At 71.5% G+C, this 23,731-nt stretch carries 20 protein-coding genes, 2 tRNA genes and 1 pseudogene; 6 read left to right on the forward strand and 17 right to left on the reverse strand.

All coding sequences use genetic code 11. From position 1 onward, the window contains the following. Positions 1–42: 42 nt before the first annotated feature. Positions 43–2,943 carry a leucine--tRNA ligase gene (gene leuS / locus KY5_RS13540; protein ID WP_098242487.1) on the reverse strand — a complete coding sequence of 967 codons (2,901 nt, stop codon included), beginning with the start codon at positions 2,941–2,943 and terminating at the stop codon, positions 43–45. A gap of 428 nt (positions 2,944–3,371) precedes the next feature. On the opposite strand from leuS, the gene KY5_RS13545 reads away from it, so the two are divergent. Further along, entirely contained in the window at positions 3,372–4,439 is a 1,068-nt protein-coding gene (locus tag KY5_RS13545) for a hypothetical protein (protein WP_199843061.1), read from the forward strand. Continuing rightward, positions 4,436–6,028: an NADH-quinone oxidoreductase subunit NuoF family protein gene (locus tag KY5_RS13550; protein WP_098242489.1), complete on the forward strand. Its 1,593-nt coding sequence runs from the start codon at positions 4,436–4,438 to the stop codon at positions 6,026–6,028. Before KY5_RS13545 ends, KY5_RS13550 begins: the two co-directional genes overlap by 4 nt. A 101-nt stretch (positions 6,029–6,129) precedes the next feature. Here the strand turns inward: KY5_RS13550 and KY5_RS13555 are convergent. Continuing rightward, a tRNA-Ala gene (locus KY5_RS13555) sits at positions 6,130–6,202 on the reverse strand. Positions 6,203–6,323: 121 nt separating this feature from the next. On the opposite strand from KY5_RS13555, the gene KY5_RS13560 reads away from it, so the two are divergent. Next, positions 6,324–7,541: a glycosyltransferase 87 family protein gene (locus tag KY5_RS13560; protein WP_098242490.1), complete on the forward strand. Its 1,218-nt coding sequence runs from the start codon at positions 6,324–6,326 to the stop codon at positions 7,539–7,541. Here the strand turns inward: KY5_RS13560 and KY5_RS13565 are convergent. From KY5_RS13565 to KY5_RS13575, 3 genes and pseudogenes are all read right to left on the reverse strand, one after another. Next, on the reverse strand, positions 7,510–7,743 hold the full coding sequence (locus KY5_RS13565; RefSeq protein WP_023588762.1) for a hypothetical protein: 234 nt from the start codon (positions 7,741–7,743) through the stop codon (positions 7,510–7,512). The genes KY5_RS13560 and KY5_RS13565 overlap by 32 nt on opposite strands. Before the next feature lie 3 nt (positions 7,744–7,746). Then, positions 7,747–7,929, reverse strand: a complete 183-nt coding sequence (locus KY5_RS13570; protein WP_098242491.1) for a hypothetical protein — start codon at positions 7,927–7,929, stop codon at positions 7,747–7,749. A 70-nt stretch (positions 7,930–7,999) separates the two neighbouring features. Then, a pseudogene (locus KY5_RS13575) lies at positions 8,000–9,467 on the reverse strand (MFS transporter). 130 nt (positions 9,468–9,597) lie between these two features. Here KY5_RS13575 and KY5_RS13580 point away from each other — a divergent pair. Then, positions 9,598–10,554: a helix-turn-helix transcriptional regulator gene (locus KY5_RS13580; protein WP_098247233.1), complete on the forward strand. Its 957-nt coding sequence runs from the start codon at positions 9,598–9,600 to the stop codon at positions 10,552–10,554. A gap of 22 nt (positions 10,555–10,576) precedes the next feature. On the opposite strand, the gene KY5_RS13585 is transcribed toward KY5_RS13580, so the two are convergent. The 7 genes from KY5_RS13585 to KY5_RS41415 all read right to left on the reverse strand — a co-directional run bounded on the left by KY5_RS13585 (position 10,577) and on the right by KY5_RS41415 (position 15,022). Further along, positions 10,577–10,649 (reverse strand) — tRNA-Ala (locus KY5_RS13585). Positions 10,650–10,731: 82 nt separating this feature from the next. Then, positions 10,732–11,373, reverse strand: a complete 642-nt coding sequence (locus tag KY5_RS13590; protein ID WP_098242492.1) for a histidine phosphatase family protein — start codon at positions 11,371–11,373, stop codon at positions 10,732–10,734. After that, on the reverse strand, positions 11,370–11,813 hold the full coding sequence (gene rsfS, locus KY5_RS13595; RefSeq protein WP_098242493.1) for a ribosome silencing factor: 444 nt from the start codon (positions 11,811–11,813) through the stop codon (positions 11,370–11,372). The genes KY5_RS13590 and rsfS overlap by 4 nt, the downstream gene beginning before the upstream one ends. Before the next feature lie 153 nt (positions 11,814–11,966). Then, positions 11,967–13,739: an LCP family protein gene (locus KY5_RS13600; protein ID WP_098242494.1), complete on the reverse strand. Its 1,773-nt coding sequence runs from the start codon at positions 13,737–13,739 to the stop codon at positions 11,967–11,969. A gap of 16 nt (positions 13,740–13,755) precedes the next feature. Continuing rightward, on the reverse strand, positions 13,756–14,382 hold the full coding sequence (gene nadD, locus KY5_RS13605; protein ID WP_098242495.1) for a nicotinate-nucleotide adenylyltransferase: 627 nt from the start codon (positions 14,380–14,382) through the stop codon (positions 13,756–13,758). Between the two features lie 65 nt (positions 14,383–14,447). Beyond that, the gene (locus tag KY5_RS42140; protein ID WP_098242496.1) at positions 14,448–14,612 is read right to left on the reverse strand and encodes a hypothetical protein; all 165 of its coding nucleotides are present in this window, start codon (positions 14,610–14,612) and stop codon (positions 14,448–14,450) included. An 86-nt stretch (positions 14,613–14,698) separates the two neighbouring features. Continuing rightward, positions 14,699–15,022, reverse strand: coding sequence for a hypothetical protein (locus KY5_RS41415; RefSeq protein ID WP_107645697.1), 324 nt, complete (start codon positions 15,020–15,022; stop codon positions 14,699–14,701). A 98-nt stretch (positions 15,023–15,120) separates the two neighbouring features. On the opposite strand from KY5_RS41415, the gene KY5_RS13620 reads away from it, so the two are divergent. Further along, a complete protein-coding gene (locus KY5_RS13620; protein WP_098242497.1) occupies positions 15,121–16,233 on the forward strand; it encodes a M48 family metallopeptidase in 1,113 nt (370 codons plus the stop codon). 33 nt (positions 16,234–16,266) lie between these two features. Here the strand turns inward: KY5_RS13620 and KY5_RS13625 are convergent, their stop codons facing one another. The 5 genes from KY5_RS13625 to proB all read right to left on the reverse strand — a co-directional run bounded on the left by KY5_RS13625 (position 16,267) and on the right by proB (position 21,301). After that, complete coding sequence (locus KY5_RS13625) at positions 16,267–17,331, reverse strand: hypothetical protein (RefSeq protein WP_098242498.1); 1,065 nt, start codon at positions 17,329–17,331, stop codon at positions 16,267–16,269. A gap of 92 nt (positions 17,332–17,423) precedes the next feature. Further along, complete coding sequence (locus tag KY5_RS13630) at positions 17,424–18,035, reverse strand: hypothetical protein (RefSeq protein ID WP_199843062.1); 612 nt, start codon at positions 18,033–18,035, stop codon at positions 17,424–17,426. A gap of 82 nt (positions 18,036–18,117) precedes the next feature. Continuing rightward, positions 18,118–19,410 (reverse strand): glutamate-5-semialdehyde dehydrogenase, encoded by a 1,293-nt coding sequence (locus KY5_RS13635; RefSeq protein ID WP_098242500.1) that lies wholly within the window; start codon positions 19,408–19,410, stop codon positions 18,118–18,120. A gap of 60 nt (positions 19,411–19,470) precedes the next feature. Beyond that, positions 19,471–19,959, reverse strand: a complete 489-nt coding sequence (locus KY5_RS13640; protein ID WP_199843063.1) for a hypothetical protein — start codon at positions 19,957–19,959, stop codon at positions 19,471–19,473. A gap of 214 nt (positions 19,960–20,173) precedes the next feature. Further along, positions 20,174–21,301: a glutamate 5-kinase gene (gene proB / locus KY5_RS13645; protein WP_098242502.1), complete on the reverse strand. Its 1,128-nt coding sequence runs from the start codon at positions 21,299–21,301 to the stop codon at positions 20,174–20,176. A 294-nt stretch (positions 21,302–21,595) separates the two neighbouring features. Between proB and KY5_RS13650 the strand changes: the two genes are divergently transcribed. Continuing rightward, positions 21,596–23,692 carry a hypothetical protein gene (locus tag KY5_RS13650; protein WP_098242503.1) on the forward strand — a complete coding sequence of 699 codons (2,097 nt, stop codon included), beginning with the start codon at positions 21,596–21,598 and terminating at the stop codon, positions 23,690–23,692. The last annotated feature ends 39 nt before the right edge of the window (positions 23,693–23,731 follow it).

Here is a 23,731-nt window from a genome sequence, read left to right on the forward strand (position 1 = left end):
CTACGCGAGGACGATCACGCGGCGACGGTCACGCGTGAACGATCACGCGGGAACGATGTTCACCAGCTTCGGCGCCCGCACGATCACCTTGCGGATCCCGGCGCCGTCCAGCGCGGCCACGACCCTCTCGTCGGCCAGGGCCACCTTCTCCAGCTCCTCGTCGGAGATCGAGGGGGAGACCTCCAGACGCGCCTTGACCTTGCCCTTGATCTGCACGACGCAGGTCACGGACTCGTCCACGACGTACGCCGGGTCGGCGACCGGGAAGTCCTGGTGGACGACCGAGTCGGCGTGGCCCAGCCTGCGCCACAGCTCCTCGGCGACGTGCGGGGCCAGCGGCGCGATCAGCAGCACCAGGCGCTCGGCGACGGACTTGGGCACCACGCCGCCCACCTTGGTCAGGTGGTTGTTCAGCTCGGTGATCTTGGCGATGGCGGTGTTGAACCGCATGCCGTCCAGGTCCTGGCGCACCCCGTCGATCGACTTGTGCAGCGCGCGCAGCGTGCTCTCGTCGATGTCGGCCTCGGCGACGTCGGCGACGGTCACCTCACCGGTGGACTCGTCGACGATCAGCCGCCACATGCGCTGCAGCAGCCGGTACTGGCCGACGACCGCGCGGGTGTCCCAGGGGCGGGAGACGTCCAGCGGGCCCATCGCCATCTCGTACAGGCGCAGGGTGTCCGCGCCGTACTCGTCGCAGATCTCGTCCGGGGTGACGGCGTTCTTCAGGGACTTGCCCATCTTGCCCAGCTCGCGCTTGACCGGCTCGCCCTCGAAGAAGTACTTGCCGTCGCGCTCCTCGACCTCGGCGGCGGGCACCGGGAAGCCGCGCGCGTCCCGGTAGACGTACGCCTGGATCATGCCCTGGTTGTACAGCTTGTGGAACGGCTCGGCCGACGAGATGTGGCCCAGGTCGAACAGGACCTTCGACCAGAAGCGCGCGTACAGCAGGTGCAGGACCGCGTGCTCGGCGCCACCCACGTACAGGTCCACGCCGCCGGTCGGCTGGCCCTCGCGCGGGCCCATCCAGTACTGCTCGATGGCCGGGTCGACCAGCTTCTGGTCGTTGTGCGGGTCCAGGTAGCGCAGCTCGTACCAGCAGGAACCGGCCCAGTTGGGCATGGTGTTGGTCTCGCGGCGGTACTTCTTGGGGCCTTCGCCCAGGTCCAGCGTGACGTTGACCCAGTCCTCGTTGCGGGACAGCGGCGTCTCCGGAGAGGTGTCCGCGTCGTCCGGGTCGAAGGTGCGCGGGGAGTAGTCGTCGACCTCCGGCAGCTCCAGGGGCAGCATCGACTCGGGCAGCGAGTGGGCGACGCCGTCCTCGTCGTAGACGATCGGGAAGGGCTCGCCCCAGTAGCGCTGGCGGCTGAACAGCCAATCGCGCAGGCGGAAGTTGACGGTGCCCTCGCCGATGCCGCGGGTGGCCAGCCAGCCGGTGATGCGTGCCTTGGCGCCGGCGACGTCCAGGCCGTCCAGCGAGATCTCCTCGTTCGAGGAGTTGACCAGCTTCGCCTCGTACGAGGAGAAGGCCCCGTCCCACGTCGACGTGTCGGTACCGCGGTCGTCCGACGGCTCGACCACACAGCGCATCGGCAGGTGGAAGGCGCGCGCGAAGGCGAAGTCGCGGCTGTCGTGCGCGGGGACGGCCATGATCGCGCCGGTGCCGTAACCCATCAGCACGTAGTCGGCGATGAAGACGGGGACCTGCTCGCCGCTGACCGGGTTGGTGGCGTAGACGCCGGTGAAGACGCCGGTCTTCTCCTTGGCGTCGGCCTGGCGCTCGACGTCGGACTTGGCGGCGGCGAAGGCGCGGTACTTGGCGACGGCCTCGGCGGGCGTGGCGTGTCCGCCGGTCCACGTCTCGTGGGTGCCCTCGGGCCAGGCGGCGGGGACGACCTTGTCGACCAGCTCGTGCTCGGGCGCCAGGACCATGTAGGTGGCGCCGAACAGGGTGTCCTGGCGGGTGGTGAAGACGGTGATGGCATCGCCTTCGGAGCCGACGGGGAAGGCGACGCGGGCGCCTTCGGAGCGGCCGATCCAGTTGCGCTGCTGCAGCTTGATGGCCTCGGGCCAGTCCAGCGCGTCCAGGTCGTCGAGCAGGCGGTCCGCGTAGGCGGTGATGCGCATGTTCCACTGGCGCAGCTTGGCCTTGAAGACGGGGAAGTTGCCGCGCTCGGAGCGTCCGTCGGCGGTGACCTCCTCGTTGGCCAGGACGGTGCCCAGGCCGGGGCACCAGTTGACCGGTGCGTCGGAGGCGTAGGCCAGGCGGTACTGGCTCAGCACCTCGGCGCGCTCGGCGGCGTCCAGCTCGCTCCACGCGCGCGTGGTGCCGGGTACGGCGCGCTCACCGCTGTCGAACTGCGCGACCAGGTCGGCGATCGGGCGGGCCTTCGCGGCGTCGGCGTCGTACCAGGAGTTGAAGATCTGGACGAAGATCCACTGGGTCCACTTGTAGTAGTCCGGGTCGATCGTCGCGAACGAGCGGCGCTTGTCGTGGCCCAGGCCCAGGGCGCGCAGCTGCGCCTTCATGTTCTCCATGTTGGCCTCGGTGGAGACCCGCGGGTGGGTGCCCGTCTGCACGGCGTACTGCTCGGCGGGCAGGCCGAAGGCGTCGAAGCCCAGGGTGTGCAGGACGTTGTGGCCGGTCATCCGCTGGAAGCGCGCGAAGACGTCGGTGGCGATGTAGCCCAGCGGGTGGCCGACGTGCAGGCCCGCTCCGGAGGGGTACGGGAACATGTCCATGATGAACTTCTTGGGCTTGGCGACCAGGGCCGCCTCCGCCTCGCCGCGCGCGGCCATGTCACCGTTCGGGTTCGGCGCCTCGTAGGTGCCGTCGGCGTCCCAGAAGTCCTGCCAGCGTGCCTCGATGTCAGCGGCCAGAGCGGCCGTGTAGCGGTGCGGCGCGGCCACCTCGGAGGCGGCAGCAGAATTCGTCTCGCTCATGATCCTCAAAGCTCCATCGATCGTCTCTGCCTGCGGAATTGACCGGCACCACGGCGGCCCAGGTCAAACAAAAATGCCCCTCGCACAGGAGGGGACGCCGCGCCGATTCCGACCGCGATTCACCGGCGGTCGGGACTGATCAGCGCGGCCCGCTAAGCAGAAGGCGTACGGCACGCATGGCGTCAGGGTACCGCAGCCCTCGCGCGCCCCGCGACGGGCTTCCACGCCGGGCCCACCACCACCGCCCGGCCGCTCCCGCACCACTCTGAGGCCTCAACCCTGGCCAAGGATTACTCCGCGTACCGTCCCCTATCGGGGCAACACAAAGATCGTGTCGCGCTTTGATAACAACGCAATAACTCAAACCCCGTACCCGCCGGTATGGAGCGACTTAGCATGCGGCGATCGAACCCATTCGGAGCCGCCCCATGAACCCTCTGAAACCGCGCCGTTCGCTCCCCCGTTCGCGCCGCCCCGCCTTCCTGGACCCGAGCAGGAACACCCGGAGATCCTTGGGCACCGGGGCGCTGCTCCTGATACCCGTCCTCGTCTTCGCGAGCGGTGACGGCTTCCGCGCGGCGCTCGACTTCACCACCGGCGTCCTGTGCCTGGTCTCCCTCACCGCGGCCGTGGTCTGGGGCCTGGTCGCCACGGACCGCCTCTTCCTGCGCTCGCGCCAGCGCCTGCTCGCCCAGGCCGTGCACCGGGCCACCGCGGTCGCCTCCGTCGGCTTCCTGCTCCTGCACGGCACCGTCAAGGTCGCGCTCGACCACGTGTCGCTCCTGGGCGCCCTGGTGCCCTTCGGACTCGGCGTGAGCGGCAGCGCGGGTCTCATCGGGCTCGGCTCGCTCGCGGGCCTCCTGATGGTGCTCACGAGCGTCACCGGGGCCCTGCGCAGCGCCTTCGCCTCGCCCGCCAAGGTCGCATCGCGCTGGCGGGCGCTGCACATGCTGTCCTACCCCGCCTGGTGCGCGGCGCTGCTGCACGGCCTGTACGCGGGCCGCCCGCCGAAGCCCTGGGTGATCGCCCTGTACTGCCTGTGCCTGGTCGCGGTCGCCGGGGCGCTCGCGCTGCGCTCGGCGCCGCCGTCGGTCAAGCGGAAGGTCGCCGCCAGGATCCTGGCCCTGCTCGAACCGGAGGGCGGTGTCCCGCGCCGAGCCGAGACGCCGGTGCGGGACACCGCCTCCGTGCCGCTCCCCGGCGCGGCCGCCGCGACCGCCACCGACCCGGTCGTCGGCATCGCGGCGGCCTACCAGGCCCTTGCCACCGCCGAGGCCCGCCGCCTCGCCGATCCCCCGCCCCGCGCCGGGCACGCGGAGCGCTGGCCCGCGCCCTCCCCACCACCACCTGTCGAGTCGCCCTACGTGGCCCCTCAGCCGACGTACGACACCGCCCCGCAGCCCGTCTACGACCCCGTCGCCGAACCGCCGCCCCGGCCCTTTCAGGCTCCCGGCTCGGGCGAGCCCTGGAACGCCGCCACCGGAGGCCACCAGTGAACGCGCCACTGCCCGACGTCCCCGAAGTCCGCGTCGTCGGCCTGCCCCTGCTCACCTCCGGCTTCGACCTGGTCGAACGCCTCGACCTCGGCATGCACCTGAAGGTGCACGGCCCCCTGGAGCCGATGGCGGGCGAGCCGCTCGCCGCCCTCGCCGAGCAGATCGCGCTGCGCGGCAGGGGCGGCGCGGGCTTCCCCTTCGCGCGCAAGCTGCGATCCGTCGCGGACGCGGCGATCCGCCGTGGCGTACGCCCCGTGGTCGTCGTCAACGGCAGCGAGGACGAACCCGCCTGCCGCAAGGACACCGTCCTGATCAACCGCGCCCCGCACCTCATCCTGGACGGCGCCCTGCTCGCCGCGGAGGCCCTCGGCGCGCGCACCCTCGTCATCGGCGTGACCCGCGACTCCACCGAGGCGTCGATGTCCGCCGCCCTCGCCGAGCGCGGCCTCGGCAACCGGCGCGGATCGCGCCTGCGCGCGCGCGTGCAGCGCAATCCGGTCCGCATGGTCACCGGGGAGTCCTCCGCCCTGGTCCGCTCGGCGGACGGCGGCCCACCGCTGCCGCCCGGCCGCAAGGTGCGCACCTCCGACTCCGGAGTGGGCGGCGCGCCCACGCTCCTGTCCAACGCGGAGACCTTCGCCCAGCTCGCGGTCGCCGCACGGACCGGCGCCGAGCGCTACTGCCGCACCGGGCTGCGCGACGAACCGGGAACGGTCTTGTTGACCCTCTCCGGAGCGGTCGCCAGGCCGATGGTCCTCGAAGTGCCCACCGGGGTGCCGCTGTCGTACGTCCTCCAGCTCGCCGGTGCCCCCGCGCTCCCCCAGGGCGTGCTGACCGGCGGCTATCACGGCAAGTGGCTCGACGCCGCCACCGCCCACGACGCGGTGGTCTCGCGCGCCTCCCTGGACGCCTGCGGGGGCGCGCTCGGCGCGGGCGCGATCCTGCCCATCGGCCAGGACACCTGCCCGCTCGGGGAGTCACTGCGGGTGGCGCAGTGGCTGGCCGCCGAGAGTGCCGGGCAGTGCGGCCCCTGCTACCTCGGCCTGCCCGCCGCCGCCCGCGGCCTCTCCGACGTACTGCACGGCGGCGGCCCGACCGCACTGGAGGCACTGCGCGAGGTGACCAGGGCGGTCAAGGGGCGCGGCGCGTGCAAGCACCCCGACGGCTCGGCCGCCTTCCTGGAGTCGACGATCTCGGCGTTCACGGACGATCTCGCGGCGCACGTCCTGGGGGGCGGCTGCGGCCGCCCCGTCGAGGGCGTCCTGCCCCTCCAGGAGGAGACTCCCCAGGGGGAGACGCCCTCCGGCCGCAGGCTGGCCGTGGACTGGACGCTCTGCCAGGGGCACGGGCTGTGCGCGGACATCGTCCCTGAGCTGATCCAGCTGGGCCCCGACGGCTTCCCCTCGGTGGCGGATGCCGGCGTACCGCGCTACTCCGAAGCACGCGCTTTTCGTGCGGTGCGCCGCTGTCCCGCGCTCGCCCTGCGCATCGAGGAGGACCCCTCGGCCGCGCCCACGGCTCGCGCGGCGGCGCCGACCGCGCTCCCTCCCGGACGCGGCCGCAGGGCACTCGGCAGCGGAAGGGCGTGACGACGGGCGCGACACGACGGACCCGGCGCAGAAGAGACCACGGATACGACACAGAAGAGCGGGCCACCCGATCCGGGTGGCCCGCTCTTCCTCAATCCCTGTGGAGCTAAGGAGAATTGAACTCCTGACCTCCTGCATGCCATGCAGGCGCTCTACCAACTGAGCTATAGCCCCTTGCTTGTCCGCCCGGTTCCCCCGGCGGCTTCGCCAACATTACACGGTCTCCCCCGTGCTCCACCAAATCGTTTCCGTTCTGGCCCGATACGCCCGGTACCGACCGGTACTGTCGCCTTTCGTGACCGTGCTCGCACTCGCCGCCGTCCACCGCCGTGTACCGCCTGCCACCTGGGCCTGTCTGCTCTCCTTCACGGCCTTCTGGCTCGCGCAGCGCGCCGCCGACGTCTCGATGATCGACCTGCTGGTCTACCGGGCCGAGGGCGCCACCGTGCGCGCGGGCGGGGACCTCTACGCGCTGCGCACCACCGAGGCCAGGCTGCCCACCACGTACCCGCCGTTCGCCGCCCTCCTGTTCACCCCACTGACGCTCCTGGACACGGCGGACCTGCGCCCCCTGGCGACGCTGGGGAACCTGCTCCTGCTGGTCGCGCTGGTGCGCCTCTCCTTGCGCCTCACCGGGCTGCCCGCGCACGGACGGAGCGTCCTGTGGGTCTCCGCGGCCGCGGTCTGGTGCGAGCCGGTCTGGACGACCCTGCGGTACGGGCAGGTCAATCTGCTGCTCGCCGTCCTGGTCCTGTGGGACCTGACCCGGCGCCCCGGCGGCCCGGGGCACCGCTGGGCGGGCGTGGGGACCGGGCTCGCGGCGGCGGTCAAGCTCACGCCCGCGCTCTTCGTGGTGTTCCTGCTGCTGACCGGCGGCGCCGAGGCACTGCGGCGCGGTGCGTGGCGACCCCCCGTGCGCCACGCGTGCGTGGCGGTCGCCGCGTTCGCCTGCGCGACCCTGCTCGCGGCCGCCGTCCTGCCGCACGACTCGTTCCGGTTCTGGACCCGGATGGTCTTCGAGGCGGGCCGGGTCGGTCTCGCCGAGGACACCGCGAACCAGTCGCTGCGCGGCGTCCTCGCCCGGCTGCTGCACACCGGCGATCCGGGCGCGTGGTGGGTGGCGGTGGCCGCACTGGTGGCCGCGGCGGGTCTCGGGGCCGCGGTGGCCGCCGCGCTGCGCGGGGACCGGGCTTGGGCCGCCCTGTCCTGCGCGGCGACGGCGCTCCTCGTCAGTCCGGTGTCATGGTCGCACCACTGGGTGTGGTGCGTGCCGATGGTGCTGCTGCTCGGCGCGGAGGCGCTGCGCCGGGGCGGCCGGGTCCGGTGGGCCGTCGCCGGGGCCGCGTCCCTGGCCTTCTGCTCGTACTCCCTGTGGTGGGTGCCGCACGGCGAAGGTCGGCTGGAACTCGCCCAGAACTATGGCCAGATGACGCTGTCGGCCCTCTACGTAGTGACCGCTTGCACGTTCCTGCTGCTCGCGCTCAGGCGGTCGCGAACGAGTAGAACCGCTTGAGCGTGCAGTGCTCGTCGAGCAGCCGACCGTAGATCGGCTCCCCTTCGAGTTCGCGGTAGGTCTCGATGGGGTCGCCCTTTATGATCAGCGCCCGTGCGCATTCCTCGCACCAGTACTGGTACTCCGGGTTGACCGGTTCCATGTCGCGGACGATCGGCGTACCACTGCCGCACCAGTCGCACTTTCGCCTGTGTGCACCCATCGATCAGCTCCAGCTGTGGCCGCAGGCGGTGCAGACGTACGAGACTCCGCCGTTGTCACCGAGCACTTGGGCGACGTGGGACGAGCCGCAGGAAGGGCAGTCGAGGAGGGTGCGGAGCGCGGCTCGGTTCCGTATCGCCGCCGCGTCGGAGAGGTGGTCGACCTCTCCGATGATGCTCGCAGGCATCGCGCTCTCCCTCCCGTCGGGCTGCGTCCCCTTCCGGCCGTCCGATTCTGCCACGCTCTGAGCAACCCGGTCAGCGACGCATTCGTACCAGTCCGGACACGGCGCCCAGTGCGGCCACCGAGGCCAGCGCGTAGAAGCACACCAGGAGCGCGTTGCCGGATGAATACGCCCCAGGGGCCCCTTGCGACGCAAGCCGGTTCAAGAAGAGCGCTCCGAAACAGGCAACTCCGGTCAATTGGCCGAGCTGTGTGACCGTCGCGAGCAGCCCGCTGGAGTCCGCCGCGTCCTCGGCGCGCACCCCGGCGAGCGCTCGCGTGAGCGTCGGGCCGAAGCCGAGGGAGAGCCCGCCGCCCACGCCCGTCAAGGCGACGTACAGCCAGGGCCCGCCGTCGGAGCCGTCGCGCAGGAGCAGCCCCACCGCGGCCGTCGACACCGCGGTCAGCACGAACCCGCCCGGGATCAGCACCCGTTGGAGCGGCCCCGGCCAGCGCCGCCACACCACGCCGACCAGGCCGAAGACCGCGGCGGTCGGCGCGAAGGTGAGACCGGCGCGCAGCGGGCTGTGGCCGAGCCCGCCCTGGAGGTGCAGCGTGAGCGCGAACAGGAAGCCCGCGTTGACCGCCATCCCCGCGGCGATCCGGAAGATCGCCAGGCCGATGCCCGGCGCGCAGGACCCGCGGCGCGATCAGCGGCGCGCCGCCGCGGCGCGCGAGCCGGGACTCGTACGCGCAGAAGAGGGCGAAGAGCGCCACGGCGCAGGCCATCGACAGCCAGGACCAGAGCGGCCAGTCCGCCTCCTGCCCGAGCACCAGCGGCACCGTGAACAGCGAGACGGCGGCGCCGAGCAGCACGAGGCCCGGCAGGTCGAGCCCACGCGCCGCCGCCCGCGCGCCTCGTCGGCCGCCCTCGTCGCGCGGCAGCACGCGCACCGCCATGACGAGCAGGACCAGGCCGACCGGCACGTTGACCAGGAACACCGGGCGCCAGCCGGTGCCGAACAGGTCGGCGCTGACGAGGATCCCGCCGAGCACCTGCCCGGCCGCGGCCCCGGTCGCGAGGACCGCCGAGTACGCGCCGAGCGCCTTCACCCGCGCCTCGCCCGCGAAGTGGCGCTGGATCAGGCTGAGCACCTGGGGGATGAGGACCGCGGAGCCCGCGCCCTGCGCCAGCCGGAAGGCGATCAACTCGCCGGTGCCCTGGGCGAGTCCGCAGGCCAGCGACGCCGCGGTGAAGACCGCGAGCCCGCCGAGGTAGACGCGGCGGTGGCCGAAGCGCTCGCCGAGCCGGGCGCCGGTGATCAGGAGTACGGCGTAGGTGATGGTGTATCCGGCGATCACCAGCTGCAACCCGCCGCCGGACGCGTGCAGTTCGGTGCGGATGGTGGGCGCGGCGACATTGACGATGAAGGCGTCGAGCAGGGCCATGAACTGGGCGGCCAGCACGACCGCGAGCAGCCGCCCGCGGCGATTGTCAGTGCCGGACGCTTTACTGAATGCGGGAGTTGGACCCGCGGGGGCGGGTGAGGTGGTCGTCGTCATGCCGTCGAGCGTGCCGACGATCCGGTACGGGTAACGAGAGCCCGCTGATGCTGGTACTGACAGCACCTGGCAAGCACCGCGGCGGGCGCGGACCATGGAGAGCGTGACGACGGGGGACGTGACGATGGCGATGACGGGGACCACGAGGACCACGCAGACCACGAATTCCACGAGGACGACACAGCGACGCCGATCGGAGCTCGCCGCGTTCCTGCGCGGCCGCAGGGCCCGGGTGACACCCGCCGACGTGGGCATGGCCCCCGGCCTGCGCCGCCGCACCCCGGGGCTGCGCCGCGAGGAGGTCGCGCAGCTCTCCGGCGTCGGCATCACCTGGTACACCTGGCTGGAGCAGGGCCGCCCGATCAACGCCTCGGCCCAGGTCCTGGACGCCGTGGCGCGCACGCTGCGCCTCGACCAGCCGGAGCGCGAGCATCTGTACCACCTGGCCGAGGTGCCGTACGCCCCGGACCGCGAGCGGGCCGCCGAGGTGGTCGGCGCGGAGATCCAGGGCATCATCGACGCCCTCGACCCACGCCCCGCCGTCGTCTACAACGCGCGCTACGACATCCTCGCCACGAACCCGGCGTACGAGGACCTCTTCTCCATACCGGTCCCCGAGACGATGGCCTCCCGCGTGCCGAACGTGCTGTGGAGCCTGTTCACCGTGCCCGAGCCGGAGTGCCCCCTGGTCTTCCGGGACACGGAGCTGCCCATCATGGTGGCGACCCTGCGCGGGGCGTACGGCAGGCACGTGGGTGAGCCCGTCTGGGAGGAGTTCGTCCGGGTCCTCTCCGAGGCCAGCCCGCGCTTCACCGAGCTGTGGGAGAGCGGCGACGTCATACCGCCGGGGCGGCGCGTGAAGACGTTCCGGCACGAGACCATCGGCGAGCTGCGCATGACGTCCGTCTCGCTCTCCGTCAACGGCATGCCGGAGTGCCGGATCGTCGTGTACACCCCGGACGACGACGAGAGCAGCCGCCGCACGACGGAGCTGTGGGAGCTGCGCCGAAGCAGAAGCCAAGACCAGAAACGGGGCCAGGGCCAGGACCGGGACCTGAACCGGGAAGCAGAAAATCCCGCCCCCTGAGGGGACGGGATCTTCGGAACTGTGGAGCTAAGGAGAATTGAACTCCTGACCTCCTGCATGCCATGCAGGCGCTCTACCAACTGAGCTATAGCCCCTTGTGTTCTTCCCGCTCGGCGGGCGAACAAGAAGAACTTTAGCCTGCGACCAGCCGGAATGTGAAATCCGGGTCCGGGGCGCTCAGTCGTCGTCGCCGAGCACCGGTTCCGGCAGCGTGCCCGCGTTGTGCTCGAGGAGCCGCCAGCCTCGCGCGCCCTGGCCGAGGACCGACCAGCAGCAGTTGGAGAGACCGCCGAGCCCCTCCCAGTGAGAGGAGTCGAGACCGAGGAGGCGACCGATCGTGGTGCGGATGGTGCCGCCGTGGCTGACCACCACCAGCGTGCCGTTGTCCGGCAGCTTGTCGGCGTGGCGGAGCACGATGGGCGCGGCCCGGTCGGCGACCTCGGTCTCCAGCTCGCCGCCGCCGCGGCGCACCGACTCGCCCCGCTTCCACGCGGCGTACTGGTCGCCGAAGCGCGCGATGATCTCGTCGTGCGTCAGGCCCTGCCACTCACCGGCGTACGTCTCCCGCAGCCCCTCCTCGTGCGTCACGGACAGGCCCGTGACGGCGGCGAGCTCGGCCGCGGTGGCCGCCGCCCGCTTGAGGTCGGAGGCCACGATGGCGTCCGGCTTCAGGGAGGCGAGCAGCCGGGCGGCGCGCCGGGCCTGGGAGACACCCGTCTCGATCAGCTCGATGTCCGTGGAGCCCTGGAAGCGGCGCTCCAGGTTCCAGGATGTCTGGCCGTGCCGCCACAGGATGACTCGGAGGCCGCGGTTGCTCACCGCAGCTCACCGTCCAGGTCGGCCTCCTCCGCGGCCCGCTGCTCGGCGTGCTCGGCGGCCTTGCCGCGGGTCGCCTTGGCGTCCGCGGGCAGCTCGATCTCGGGGCAGTCCTTCCACAGGCGCTCCAGAGCGTAGAAGACACGCTCCTCGCTGTGCTGGACGTGCACCACGATGTCCACGTAGTCGAGGAGGATCCAGCGGGCGTCGCGGTCCCCCTCGCGGCGGACCGGCTTGGCGCCGAGCTGCTTGTTCAGCTGCTCCTCGATCTCGTCGACGATCGACTTGACCTGGCGGTCGTTGGGCGCGGAGGCGAGCAGGAAGGCGTCTGTGATCGACAGCACGTCGCTGACGTCGTACGCGATGATGTCGTGCGCGAGCTTGTCGGCAGCCGCCTGGGCGGCGACGTTGATGAGCTCGGTGGAGCGGTCCGTGGCGGTCACTAGAGAGCTTTCCTTCGGCTGGTGGATACACCCCAAGGGTCTCACGGACCGCCGACGACGCCCCAGACGATTACTCGATCCCCCTGTCTGCTCCGTCACCCCGCCCTGCGGACGGGGTGACGGGAGGGCCGGTACCGACCCGTCTCGGCGGCGTCAGCCCGCCTTGTAGTCCTGGCCGAGGACGACGGACACGTCCGCGTTGGCCGCGGTCTTGCCCTTGCGGACCGCGCTCGTCGGCAGGCCGAGGGTCTTGGCGACCTCGGTGGCCTGCGTCTTCTTGGCCTCGTCGGCATAGGTGACCTGCGAGGTGGGCTGGGCCGCCGCGCCCGCGCCGCCGTCGATGAAGGCGTAGCCGCCGTTGACCAGGGTGACCCTGGCCTCCTGCGCCGCGTCCTTCGCCCCGGAGGCGTTCTTGACCCCGACCCGTACGGCCGCGTCCTTGTCCGGGCTCTTCACCGCGCCGCCGAGGACGTCCTTGACCACGCCCTCGCCGACCTTCTCGCTCAGCGTGCCGTCCTGCCGCACGGGCAGCAGCGTCGTCTTGTAGTCGCCGCCCTTCGCGCGGTCGGCGAGCTTGGCGAGGAAGGCGCCGAGGTCCTTCTCCTCCAGCGAGGGGTCGAGGATCTGTGCGAGCGACTGCACGGTGGTGGTCGCCGCCTGCGGGTCGGACGACAGCTTGCGCAGGATGCCCTGCATGACCTGGCCGAACCGGGTGAGCTGGGCGTTCTCGTCCTCGCCCGAGGCCCGGTAGGTGGCGTAGGCGACGGCCATCGGGCCGCTCAGGGTCTGCTGCTCGCCCTTCTTGACCAGGGGGGCCTGGCCCTTCTTGGCCTTCGGGTCGGGTACGTCGGTGTTCGTGTCGACGTCGATGTTGCCGACGAGTTCGACGAGGTTGTTGAGGTAGGGGGTGTCCAGGCGCCAGGTGCCCTCGACCTCGGTGCCGAGCACGGTGTCGATCGACTCGCGGGTGCCGGTCGAGCCGTCGTCGTCGACGGACTTGCCGAGCGTGGTCGATGCTCCGTTGTCGTCGGGGACGGCGAGGGAGTTGGGCAGCAGGACGGTGGCGCCCTGCTTGGTGGTGGCGTTGTTCACCAGGAGCGCGGTGGAGGTCGCCTTGTTCTTGGTGTTGTGCAGGTGGATGACGACGACGTCGCGCTTCTGCGGGCCCGCCGCCGCGGCGGCTCCGTCCTGCTCGGCCGACTGGCCGGGCAGCTTGTCCGCGAACCACAGGTAGCCGACGCCGCCCACGACGACGAGCACGAGGGCGACGACGAGCGCGACGACGCGGGAGCGGCCGCGCCGCTTGGCCTCCTCGCGCCGCTCGGTGCGGCTCTCGGTGAACTTCAGCCAGTCGATGACGTCTTCGGATTCCTCGTCCGGCTCCTCGATGAACGAGAACTGCTGGGTCTCGTACTCGCCCTTGGACCCTGCCTCGGCATCACGCCGCGGCTCGTCCGGCGCGGGCTCGGGCACCTGCGACGGCTGCTGCGACGGCGACTGCGGGGCGGCCTGTTGTGGGGCCTGCTGTGGGACCTGCTGCCTGGGCTGCTGCTGGGGGATCCATCCGGCGTCGTGCGCGGTCCCGGTGCCGGTACCCGTGCCGGTGTCGTACGAGGTCCCGGCTCCCGTGTCGTACGACGTCGCCGCGCCGCCGCCGTACGGGTCGTACGACCCGTTCCCGTACGCCCCGTTGCCGTAGGCCCCGGTGTCGTACCCCTGCTGCTGCCCGCCCGCGTACGGGTCGTACCCGTACCCCTGCGGCTGCTGCTGCGGCTGCTGCGGCGTCTGCGGTGGCTGCTGCTGAGGGACCTGCTGGTACACCGGCCGCCCGTACTCGTCGTACCCGACGATCTGGTACTGATCAGCCGCGTACTCGCCCGCGTACGGGTCGCTGCCCGCATACGGGTCGTACTGTCGGTCGTTCACCGGTGCCCCTCTCGGCTCAGTCGCCGCGGTACAGCTCGCGCTTGTCGATATAACGCACCACACCGTCGGGCACCAGGTACCAGACGGGGTCTCCCTTGGAGACCCGCGCGCGGCAGTCCGTGGAGGAGATCGCCAGGGCGGGGACCTCGACCAGGGAGACGCCGCCCTTGGGCAGGCCGGGATCGGCCAGCGTGTGTCCGGGCCGGGTGACCCCGATGAAGTGCGCGAGGGAGAACAGCTCTTCGGTGTCCCGCCAGGTGAGGATCTGGCCGAGGGCGTCGGCGCCCGTGATGAAGAAGAGGTCCGTGTCGGGGTTGAGCGCGCGCAGGTCGCGCAGGGTGTCCGTGGTGTACGTGGCACCGCCGCGGTCGATGTCGATGCGGCTCACCGAGAACTGCGGGTTCTCGGCGGTCGCGATGACCGTCATCAGATAGCGGTCCTCGGCCGGTGACACCAGCTTGTCGCTCTTCTGCCACGGCTGTCCGGTCGGCACGAACACCACCTCGTCGAGGTGGAACTGCGCGGCGACCTCACTGGCCGCCACCAGGTGTCCGTGGTGGATCGGATCGAACGTTCCGCCCATGACGCCCAAGCGGCGCTTGCCGTTGCTCACCGGACCGGTAGGCATGTCCTGCTCTCCCATGCGTGCAGACCCTACCGGCCCGGTCGACGGGCTCCGTTTCGGCTGCCCCTTACCGGGGTGGTCGCTCAGCGGTCCCGGTTGAAGCGCGTGGTGATCCACAGAAGCAGCAGGAGCGCGACGAACGCGCCACCGCCGGTCAGGAGGGGGCTGAGGCTTTCGTGGTTGCCGCTGTGCTCCCCACCCTCGGAGGCGAGGGTGGCCAGCTGGGCGGCGGTGCTGTGGAAGCTCATCTCAGGCAGGACCTATCCGGAGGTGGGATGGACATAAAGATTTCGGGCCCATCGTAAGCGGGGGCCTCGCTCCGGCTCACGCCGACTCAGCCGTTGCGGTCCTCGTCCGCGTCGCCGCGGCCCTGGTTGACGCTCTCCGAGGGCTCACGCGCACCCTCGGACGCCTTGTTCGCGCTCGCCGAGGGCTCCTTCGCGTCCTGCGAGGGCTCCTTCGTGTCCTGCGAGGGCTTGTTCGTGCCCGCGCCCTCGTCGTCCGCGCCCTGGCGGTACCCGCGCAGCAGCACCCAGGCGACGAGGACGCACCCCACGATGCTCACGATCAGTACGACGCGCAGCAGATTGCCGGGCCCCTGATGTCCTGCGGCCTTGGCCGCCTCGGTGACCCAGGTGGCCGTGGGGGTGTGCTCCATGAGGACTACTCCTTAGGTGTGCTGCCCTGTCACGGTATCTCCGCCTACGCTGGGTCCCACCTCGGGGGCAGGAGAGGACGAGACATGGGGGATGCGGCATGACCGACGACCACAACGGCGGCCCTGAGAACGGCGGCCACGAACACGTGCCGAGCCGGCAGCGCAGGCGCTTCCCCGGCATCTCGTCACGGGCGTACGAACACCCGGCGGACCGCTCGGCCCTGGTTGCCCTGCGCAAGCTCAGCGGCTTCGACACGGTCTTCAAGGCGCTCAGCGGACTGCTGCCCGAGCGCAGCCTCAGGCTGCTGTTCCTCTCGGACTCGGTCCGGGTGTCCGACGCGCAGTTCGCGCACCTCAACGGCATGCTGCGGGACGCCTGTTACATCCTGGACCTGGAGAAGGTCCCGCCGATGTACGTCAACCAGGACCCGGTCCCGAACGCGATGTGCATCGGCCTCGACGAGCCGATCATCGTCGTGACGACGGGCCTCGTCGAACTGCTCGACGAGGAGGAGATGCGGGCGGTCGTCGGCCACGAGGTGGGCCACGCGCTCTCCGGCCACTCCGTCTACCGCACGATCCTGCTGTTCCTGACCAACCTCGCGCTGAAGGTCGCGTGGATCCCGCTGGGCAATGTCGCGATCATGGCGATCGTGACGGCGCTGCGCGAGTGGTTCCGCAAGTCCGAGCTGTCGGCGGACCGGGCGGGCCTTCTGGTCGGCCAGGACCTCCAGGCGTCCATGCGCGGCCTGATGAAGCTCGCGGGCGGCAACCACCTGCACCAGATGAACGTGGACGCGTTCCTGGAGCAGGCCGAGGAGTACGAGGCAGGGGGCGACCTGCGCGACTCCGTCCTGAAGATCCTCAACGTCCTGCCGCGCACGCACCCCTTCGCCACGGTCCGCGCCGCCGAGCTGAAGAAGTGGGCCGAGTCCCGCGATTACCAGCGGATCATGGACGGCCACTACCCGCGCCGCGACGAGGACAAGGACACCTCGGTCTCGGACTCCTTCCGCCAGTCGGCCTCGTCGTACGCGGACAACGTCCGCAACAGCAAGGACCCGCTGATGAAGCTGGTCAGCGACATCGCGGGCGGCGCGGGCGACCTGGGCGGCAAGCTGCGCGGCAAGTTCACGGGAGACCGGAGCGCCCCGGACGACGACCGCCCCGGCGACGGCCCCGACAACGGCCCGGACGACGGCGCGAAGTAACCCTGCCGGTCATCCCCGCCGGTCACCTGCCGATCACAGAGAAGGCTGCGCCGAAGCCGCCAGCGTCCCGCACAGCGCCGTCGCGCCGCCCGTCGCGTACGGATCGGTGCCCGCGGGCCCGCCCGCCTGCGCCTTCTGCCCCGCGAGCAGCGGCCGCAGGTGGTTCGCCGAGTCGGCGGGGCAGGCCAGCGGGCCCGCCTGGAGGTAGCTGGCGAGCAGCTCGGTCTGGCGGATCCGCAGGTCGTCGCGGTCGAAGCGGAACTGGAGCTGGCGGCGGACGGTGAACAGGGACGCCTCGGCGTCCTCCTCGCCGGCCGGCCGCAGCGCGTAGACGAAGGTGTGGTCGGAGGTCACCTCCAGGGTGCTCCTGTCCACCTCTGCGGCCCGCAGGGTGCCCTGGACCCTGACCCGCTCGTCGGCGAGGGCGACCTTCGTCGGGTCGAACCGCACCAGCCAGCCGGTGGCCGCGTGCCGCCCGTCCGCCACCGGGTGCGTGAAGCTCCGGTCGAACTGGTCGAGCTGGCCGGGGTCGACCAGGATCCGCACGGGGCGCGTGGAGCCTCCGGTGAGCACGTCCGCGTCGAGCGAGGACTCGACGAGGTAGTCCTTGACGGTGGTCAGCGCGCTCATCACCTGGCTGTCCGAGAAGTGCGAAGTGCGGTGTACGGCGGGGAGGTTGATGCCGTCGGCGCCCGCGTCGAACTGCGCGGCCGGGCTGTGCGCGTAGAGATCGGCGACCTTGCGCGAGCCCGGCACCCGGCCCTGCGGGGCGAGCGGTATCACCGTCATCCGCAGCGGCTCCGGCGGTTTGCCCAGCGGGGTGGGGCCCGGGCTGCGTACGCCCATGTAGATCGCCGTGCCGAAGGCCACCGCGATCAGGACGACGAGGATCACGGCCTGCCGGGAGAGCCTGCGCCGGACCGTGGACCGGCGGCGCACGGCGCGCGCGTGGTCCCCCATGCGCTCCTGCGCGGAGAACTCCTGGAGCCGTGCAGCACGGACGAACGACTCGTCGAAGACGACGGATCGGTACTCGTCCTCACCACCGTTGGGAGCGCCTTCGGGTTCCCCCGCAGGTGGGTCTCCTGGCCCGCCCATACCTTCAGGTTAGGTCGCGGGGACCCCAGGTAAACGCCCTGGTACACGACAAGTTTCGACAACTCCCCACGGGTGGGAGCGGGTTCACGCCATCACGGCGTGCGCGGCACCGCGGGGACGGCGGCGCCGCCGAACTCGGCGGAGGCGGAGGGCGCGGTCGACGCCTCCTTCTCGGCGCTCTGCCCGACTTCGGTGGAGGCGGGTGCGGGGACCCGCTCCTGGCGGCTCGACGAGGCGCCCCGGTACACCGCGGTGAAGGCGAGCGCGACCATGCCGATGCCCATCACGAGGGCGAGCATCCAGGCGACGGGGCGGTGCCAGCGGGCTCTTCCCGGGTGGCGGCCCTGGCGGCCGTACCGCTCCTCGAAGGGGTCGTGTTCGTACGCGTCGTCGAGGTCGTCGTCGGCGCCGAACTCCACGCCGTCGACGCCGAAGCCGTCCTCGTAGAGATCGTCGTCCGGGGATTCGTGGCCGGGCCCTCGGGTGCGGGCCCTGCGGGCCTCCGCCTCCGACGCCTCGGCGCGGGCCTGGGCGGCGGCCAACAGCCGCTCCACGGCGGTCGGTTCATGGATCTCCGCGGCCCGCACGAAGTCCTCGTCGAAGACCACGGAGGCGAACTCTTCGTCCGCACCCCCGCGGTCGCGGTCGTCGTCGGGCTCCCCGCCGTCAGGGAACGACGGCGTGCCCCCCACGTCCTCCGGCACCCTTCCAGCGTAGACCTGGAAGGGGCAATTTGGGCAGACGGTACGGGAATTCAGCGGATGTGACGCTCACCGCCCACGCGGGTCACCTGACGTGACCGTCGCCCGTCACGATGTACTTCGTCGAGGTCAGTTCGGGCAGTCCCATCGGCCCGCGCGCGTGCAGCTTCTGCGTGGAGATGCCGATCTCGGCGCCGAAGCCGAACTGGCCGCCGTCGGTGAAGCGCGTGGAGGCGTTCACGGCGACCGTCGTGGAGTCCACGAGCTGTGTGAAGCGGCGCGCGGCCTGCTGCGAGGTGGTGACGATGGCCTCGGTGTGCCCGGAGGTCCACAGCCGGATGTGCTCGACGGCCTGCTCCAGGGTGTCGACGACACCGGCGGCGATGTCGTACGAGAGGTACTCGGTCTCCCAGTCCTCGGTCGTCGCGGGCACGACGGTGGCCTTGCTGCCCTCGGCGTACGTGAGGACGCGCTCGTCGGCGTGGACGGTGACGCCCGCCTCCGCAAGGGCGTCGAGGGCGCGCGGCAGGAAGGCGTCGGCGATGTCCTTGTGCACGAGCAGCGTCTCGGCGGAGTTGCAGACGCTGGGGCGCTGGGCCTTGGAGTTGATCAGGATGTCGACGGCCATGTCGAGGTCGGCGAGCGCGTCCACGTACACGTGGCAGTTGCCGGTGCCGGTCTCGATGACCGGGACGGTGGACTCCTCGACGACGGTCTTGATCAGGGAGGCGCCGCCGCGCGGGATGAGCACGTCGACGAGGCCGCGGGCGCGCATCAGCTCCCGTACGGAGTCGCGGTTCTCGCCGGGGACGAGCTGGACGGCGTCGGCGGGCAGGCCCGCGCCGTGCACCGCGTCGCGCAGGACGCGCACCAGGGCCGTGTTCGACGCGTACGCCGACGAGGAGCCCCTCAGGAGCACGGCGTTGCCGGACTTCAGGCAGAGGGCGGCCGCGTCGACGGTGACGTTCGGGCGGGCCTCGTAGATGATCCCGACGACGCCGAGCGGGACGCGGACCTGGCGCAGGTCGATGCCGTTGGGCAGGGTCGAGCCGCGGACGACCTCGCCGACCGGGTCGGGCAGGGCCGCCACGTCGCGCACGTCGGCGGCGATGGCGCGGACCCGCTCGGGGGTGAGCGTGAGCCGGTCGACGATCGACTCGCTGGTGCCCGCCTCACGGGCCCGCGCGGTGTCCTTGGCGTTGGCCTCGACGATCTCGGCGGTCCGCACCTCGAGCGCGTCGGCGATCGCGAGGAGCGCGTCGTCCTTGGCGGAGCGCGGCAGTGGCGCGAGCGTGGCTCCGGCGCCTCGGGCGCGGTAGGCGGCCTGGGCGACCGGCGAGAGGTTGTCGTAGGGCGAGACGGGAGAGAGCGACGTCATGCCCGCAGCGTAATCCCCGCGCGGCGGCCGACCACCCGATATTCCAGCCCCCGAGACGGCTCAAAACGGGTGCACGCCCACCGGCGTCGCGGGCAGCGGGCCGTACCCTTCCGCGATGCGCTGGTGGTACGTGTCACGGTCGATCACTTCGAGCCCCACGATCTCCCACGGCGGCAGCTGCGCGCTCTGCCGGTGCTCGCCCCAGAGCCGCAGCGCGACCGCGGCCGCGTCGTGCAGATCGCGGGCCTCTTCCCAGTAGCGGATCTCCGCGTGGTCGGGCGCGTACCTGCTGGTGAGGAGAAAGGGGTGGTCGTGGGCGAGCTGCTCGAGACCGCGCCTGACCTCCTTCAACGGGGCTTCGGCGCCGGAGACGCTCAGCGTGACGTGCCACAGTCGAGGCGCCTCCACCGTCTCGCCCTCCCGGCTCTCGCGCGCTTCGCCCTCGTGCGCCTCGTACGAGTCGCTCTCGTATGCCGCTCCCGCGGCGACGCTCGTCAGCGCCCGCTCAGCCGAACCGCGGGACGCCGCCCCCGGGCGCACTCGTCTCACGACGGCCTCCTTTACGCAATGGTGGTCCGGATACGCAACGGTCGTGCGGAACTGTCTTCAACAAAGTTGAGCAGGCCAAGCGGTCCCGCGGGGCGGTTTTGGGGAGTTTCACCTCCCACGGGCCGGTCCGCGCGAAGCGTTCGCGACGGTTTTCGGCCGGGACGGATGGGGCTCGTGTGACGGATGAGCCATCGCGACCTCGGACGATGCGCGGCTACCCGTGCAGCAGGACCAAGTCGTCCCTGTGCACGACCTCTCGTTCGTACGCAGGTCCGAGTTCGCGCGCCAGGTCCCGGGTGGAGCGGCCGAGCAGCAGCGGGAGTTCCTTGGCGTCGAAATTCACCAGGCCGCGCGCGACCGGGCGGCCCTGGGCGTCCCTCAGCTCGACCGGGTCGCCCGCGGTGAAGTCGCCCTCGACCGCGGCGATCCCTGCGGGGAGCAGCGACTTGCGCCCCTGGACGACCGCGTGGACCGCCCCGTCGTCCAGGGTGAGCGCGCCGCGCGGCTCCGACGCGTGCTGCAACCAGAGGAGCCGGTCGGCCGAGCGGCGTCCCGTGCGGTGGAAGTACGTCCCCGTGGCGCGGCCCGCGAGCGCGTCGCCCGCCTGGCTCGCGGAGGTCAGCACCACCGGGATCCCGGCGGCCGCGGCGATCCGCGCGGCCTCGACCTTGGTGACCATGCCGCCGGTGCCGACGCCCGCCTTGCCCGCGCTGCCGATCTGCACGTGCGCTATGTCGGCGGGCCCGGTGACCTCGGAGATCCTCGACGTGCCCGGCTTCGCGGGGTCCCCGTCGTAGAGGCCGTCCACGTCGGAGAGCAGGACGAGCAGGTCGGCGTGGACGAGGTGGGCGACGAGGGCGGCGAGCCGGTCGTTGTCGCCGAAGCGGATCTCGTCGGTCGCCACGGTGTCGTTCTCGTTCACGACGGGCAGCGCGCCCATCGCCAGGAGCTGGTCGAGGGTGCGGGACGCGTTGCGGTGGTGGGCCCTGCGCGCCATGTCGTCCGAGGTCAGGAGCACCTGCCCGACCCGTACGCCGTAGCGCGCGAAGGACGCCGTGTAGCGGGCCACGAGCAGGCCCTGGCCGACGCTGGCGGCGGCCTGCTGGCGGGCGAGGTCCTTGGGGCGCCGCACCAGACCGAGCGGCGCGAGGCCCGCCGCGATGGCACCGGACGAGACGAGCACGATCTCGCGCTCCCCGCCGCCGCGGCTCTTGGCCAGTACGTCGACGAGGGCGTCAACGCGGTCCGCGTCCAGGCCCCCCGATGCGGTGGTCAAGGATGAGGAACCGACCTTGACGACGACCCGCCGCGCCTCTGCCACTGACTGCCTTGCCGCTGCCACGCGCTTCCCCAAGTGATCCCGATTGCGTCGGAGCCGTGGTCCCCGCGCTCCGGACCAGCAATCTACGCGAGGGAGCGGCGGGAACGCCCCCGCATTCCGAGGGGCGGAACGAGGTCCTTTTCGGCGGGTGTATTTAAGTCAGAGGGAGAAAGGGCCTCCGAGGTTCAGTCTCTTTGCCCCTTTAATCGGTGATTGTCGTCACGAAAAATTGCTAGGGAGCCTCCGCACGTCATACGGTCAGTGGTCGCCTTCCCCCCAGTCCCTCTCCCCCATCCCCGCCAGGAGCCCAAGCCCGTGCCCTCTGCCGGACTCGCCCCCCGTCGCATCGTGCAGCTGACCGCGCTGTTCGCGATGCTCGCGCTCTTCACGACCCAGCTCGTGACCGCGCTGCTCCCCTACGTCCCGGTATTCGTCGCCGCGGCCGTGGCGAACCTCGCGCTCGACATCTACTTGCAGTACAAGCAGCCGGGGCTGCTCTCCCTCCTTGGCAAGATCCGCTTCGACGTCACGGTGCGCCAGCTCCTGCGCGACATGCTGATCCTGGTCGGACTGCTGCGCATCGACGGCATTTCGCCGCTGTCCGAGCAGTCCCCCCTGACGATCGCGCTGCTCGCCTTCTACGCCCTGCACTTCGGCTGCCAGGCCGCCGCCGTCCTGGTGCGCCGCAGCCGCGCGCTGCCGATCGTCACGCGCAACGTGGACACCTCGAAGCTGCACCTCACGGCCGCTCCCCCGCGGATCCTCTCGCGCCGCCAGGCCCACCGCCTGCTGACCTTCTCGGTGCCCGCCACCATCGGCCTGATGCTCACCGCGGTGACCACGGACGCCTACTGGGGCGGCATCGGACTCGGCATCTCCATCGCGCTCATCGGCGCCGGCGCCCTCTACCTCGCCACCTGGCTGCTGCCGAAGAAGCGCGCGAAGAACGACCAGCGGGTCCTGGAGTGGCTCGACGAGTGGCTCGCCGACTACAAGCCGACCGTCGCGATGTACTTCTCCGGCGGCACCACGTCCGCCTACCAGGCCAACATGTGGCTCTCCACCCTCTCCCAGCTCGACGGCAAGCCGCTGATCGTGCTGCGCGAGCGGTTCATGGTGCAGAAGATCGACGCCACGGACGTGCCGATCATCTGCTTCCCGAAGGTCGCGACGCTGTTCTCGCTGGAGACCTCGACGCTGAAGATGATGCTGCACCCGGCGAACGCCGCGAAGACCTCGCAGGTCCTGCGCATCCCCAGCATCAAGCACGCCTTCATCAACCACGGCGAGAGCGACAAGCTGTCGTCCTGCAACCCCTACGCCAAGGCGTACGACGAGGTGTGGGTCGCCGGGCCCGCCGCGCGCGACCGCTACCAGGCCGCCGACATCGGCGTCGAGGACAAGGACGTGGTCGAGGTCGGCCGCCCCCAGCTGTCCCCGATCCGCCCGTCCACGGGCGCGCCCACCGGGGCCTACACCACCGTCCTGTACGCCCCCACCTGGGAGGGCTGGGACGGCAACCCCGGCAACACCTCGGTGGTCCTCGCGGGCGAGAACATCGTGCGCGAGCTGCTCGCCGACCCCGGTGTGCGCCTCCTCTACAAGCCGCACCCGATGACCGGCTCGCAGAACCCGGAGGCGGGCGCCGCCAACGAGCGCATCAAGGCGATGATCCTGGCGGCCAACACCAAGCGCTCCGGCGCGCGCCCCGGCCCCGATGCCGCCGCCGAGCTGGAGCGGCGCACCGCGGCCCTGGACGAGCTGACCGCCCGCAAGTTCCGCAAGAGCGCGGACGAACAGGAGCGGATGATGCTCCAGGGCGCCCCCGACGGTGACGCACAGGCCGCGGTGGCCGAGGCGACGGCCGCCTGGGAGGCGGCGTTCTGGGCCTCCTTCCCCGAGTGGGAGCACCAGATCATCACCTCCGCGCGACCGGCGATCTTCTCCTGCTTCAACCAGGCCGACCTGCTGATCAGCGATGTCTCCTCGGTCGTCTCCGACTGGCTGACCAGCGAGAAGCCGTACGCCGTCGCCAACACGGCGGGCATGTCGGAGGCGGAGTTCCGGGCGAGCTTCCCCACCGCGTCGGCGGCGACGATCCTCGCCCCCGAGGCCGACGGCGTCGCGGACCTCCTGAGGGCCGTGCGCGACCCTGAGCTCGACGCGTACGCGGAGGCCAGGGCCGGGCTCAAGGAGCACCTCCTCGGCCCCTCCGACCCGCCCTCGCTCGTCCGCTTCAACGCGGCGGCCCTGGCCCTGTGCGCCAAGGCCGACGAGCGCCGGGTGCGCATGTCGGCCCGCGTCGACGCGGAGATCCCCGGCCAGCGCGCCGCGGAGGACGCGGCGGAGGAGATGGAGATGGACCCGACCGCCGCGGAGCAGAACGGCGCGGAGGACGCGGTCACGGCGTAAGCGCCGACATACGAGACGGGCCCCGGAGCAGAAGCTCCG

This window comes from Streptomyces formicae, from assembly GCF_002556545.1.
Lineage (GTDB): Bacteria > Actinomycetota > Actinomycetes > Streptomycetales > Streptomycetaceae > Streptomyces > Streptomyces formicae_A.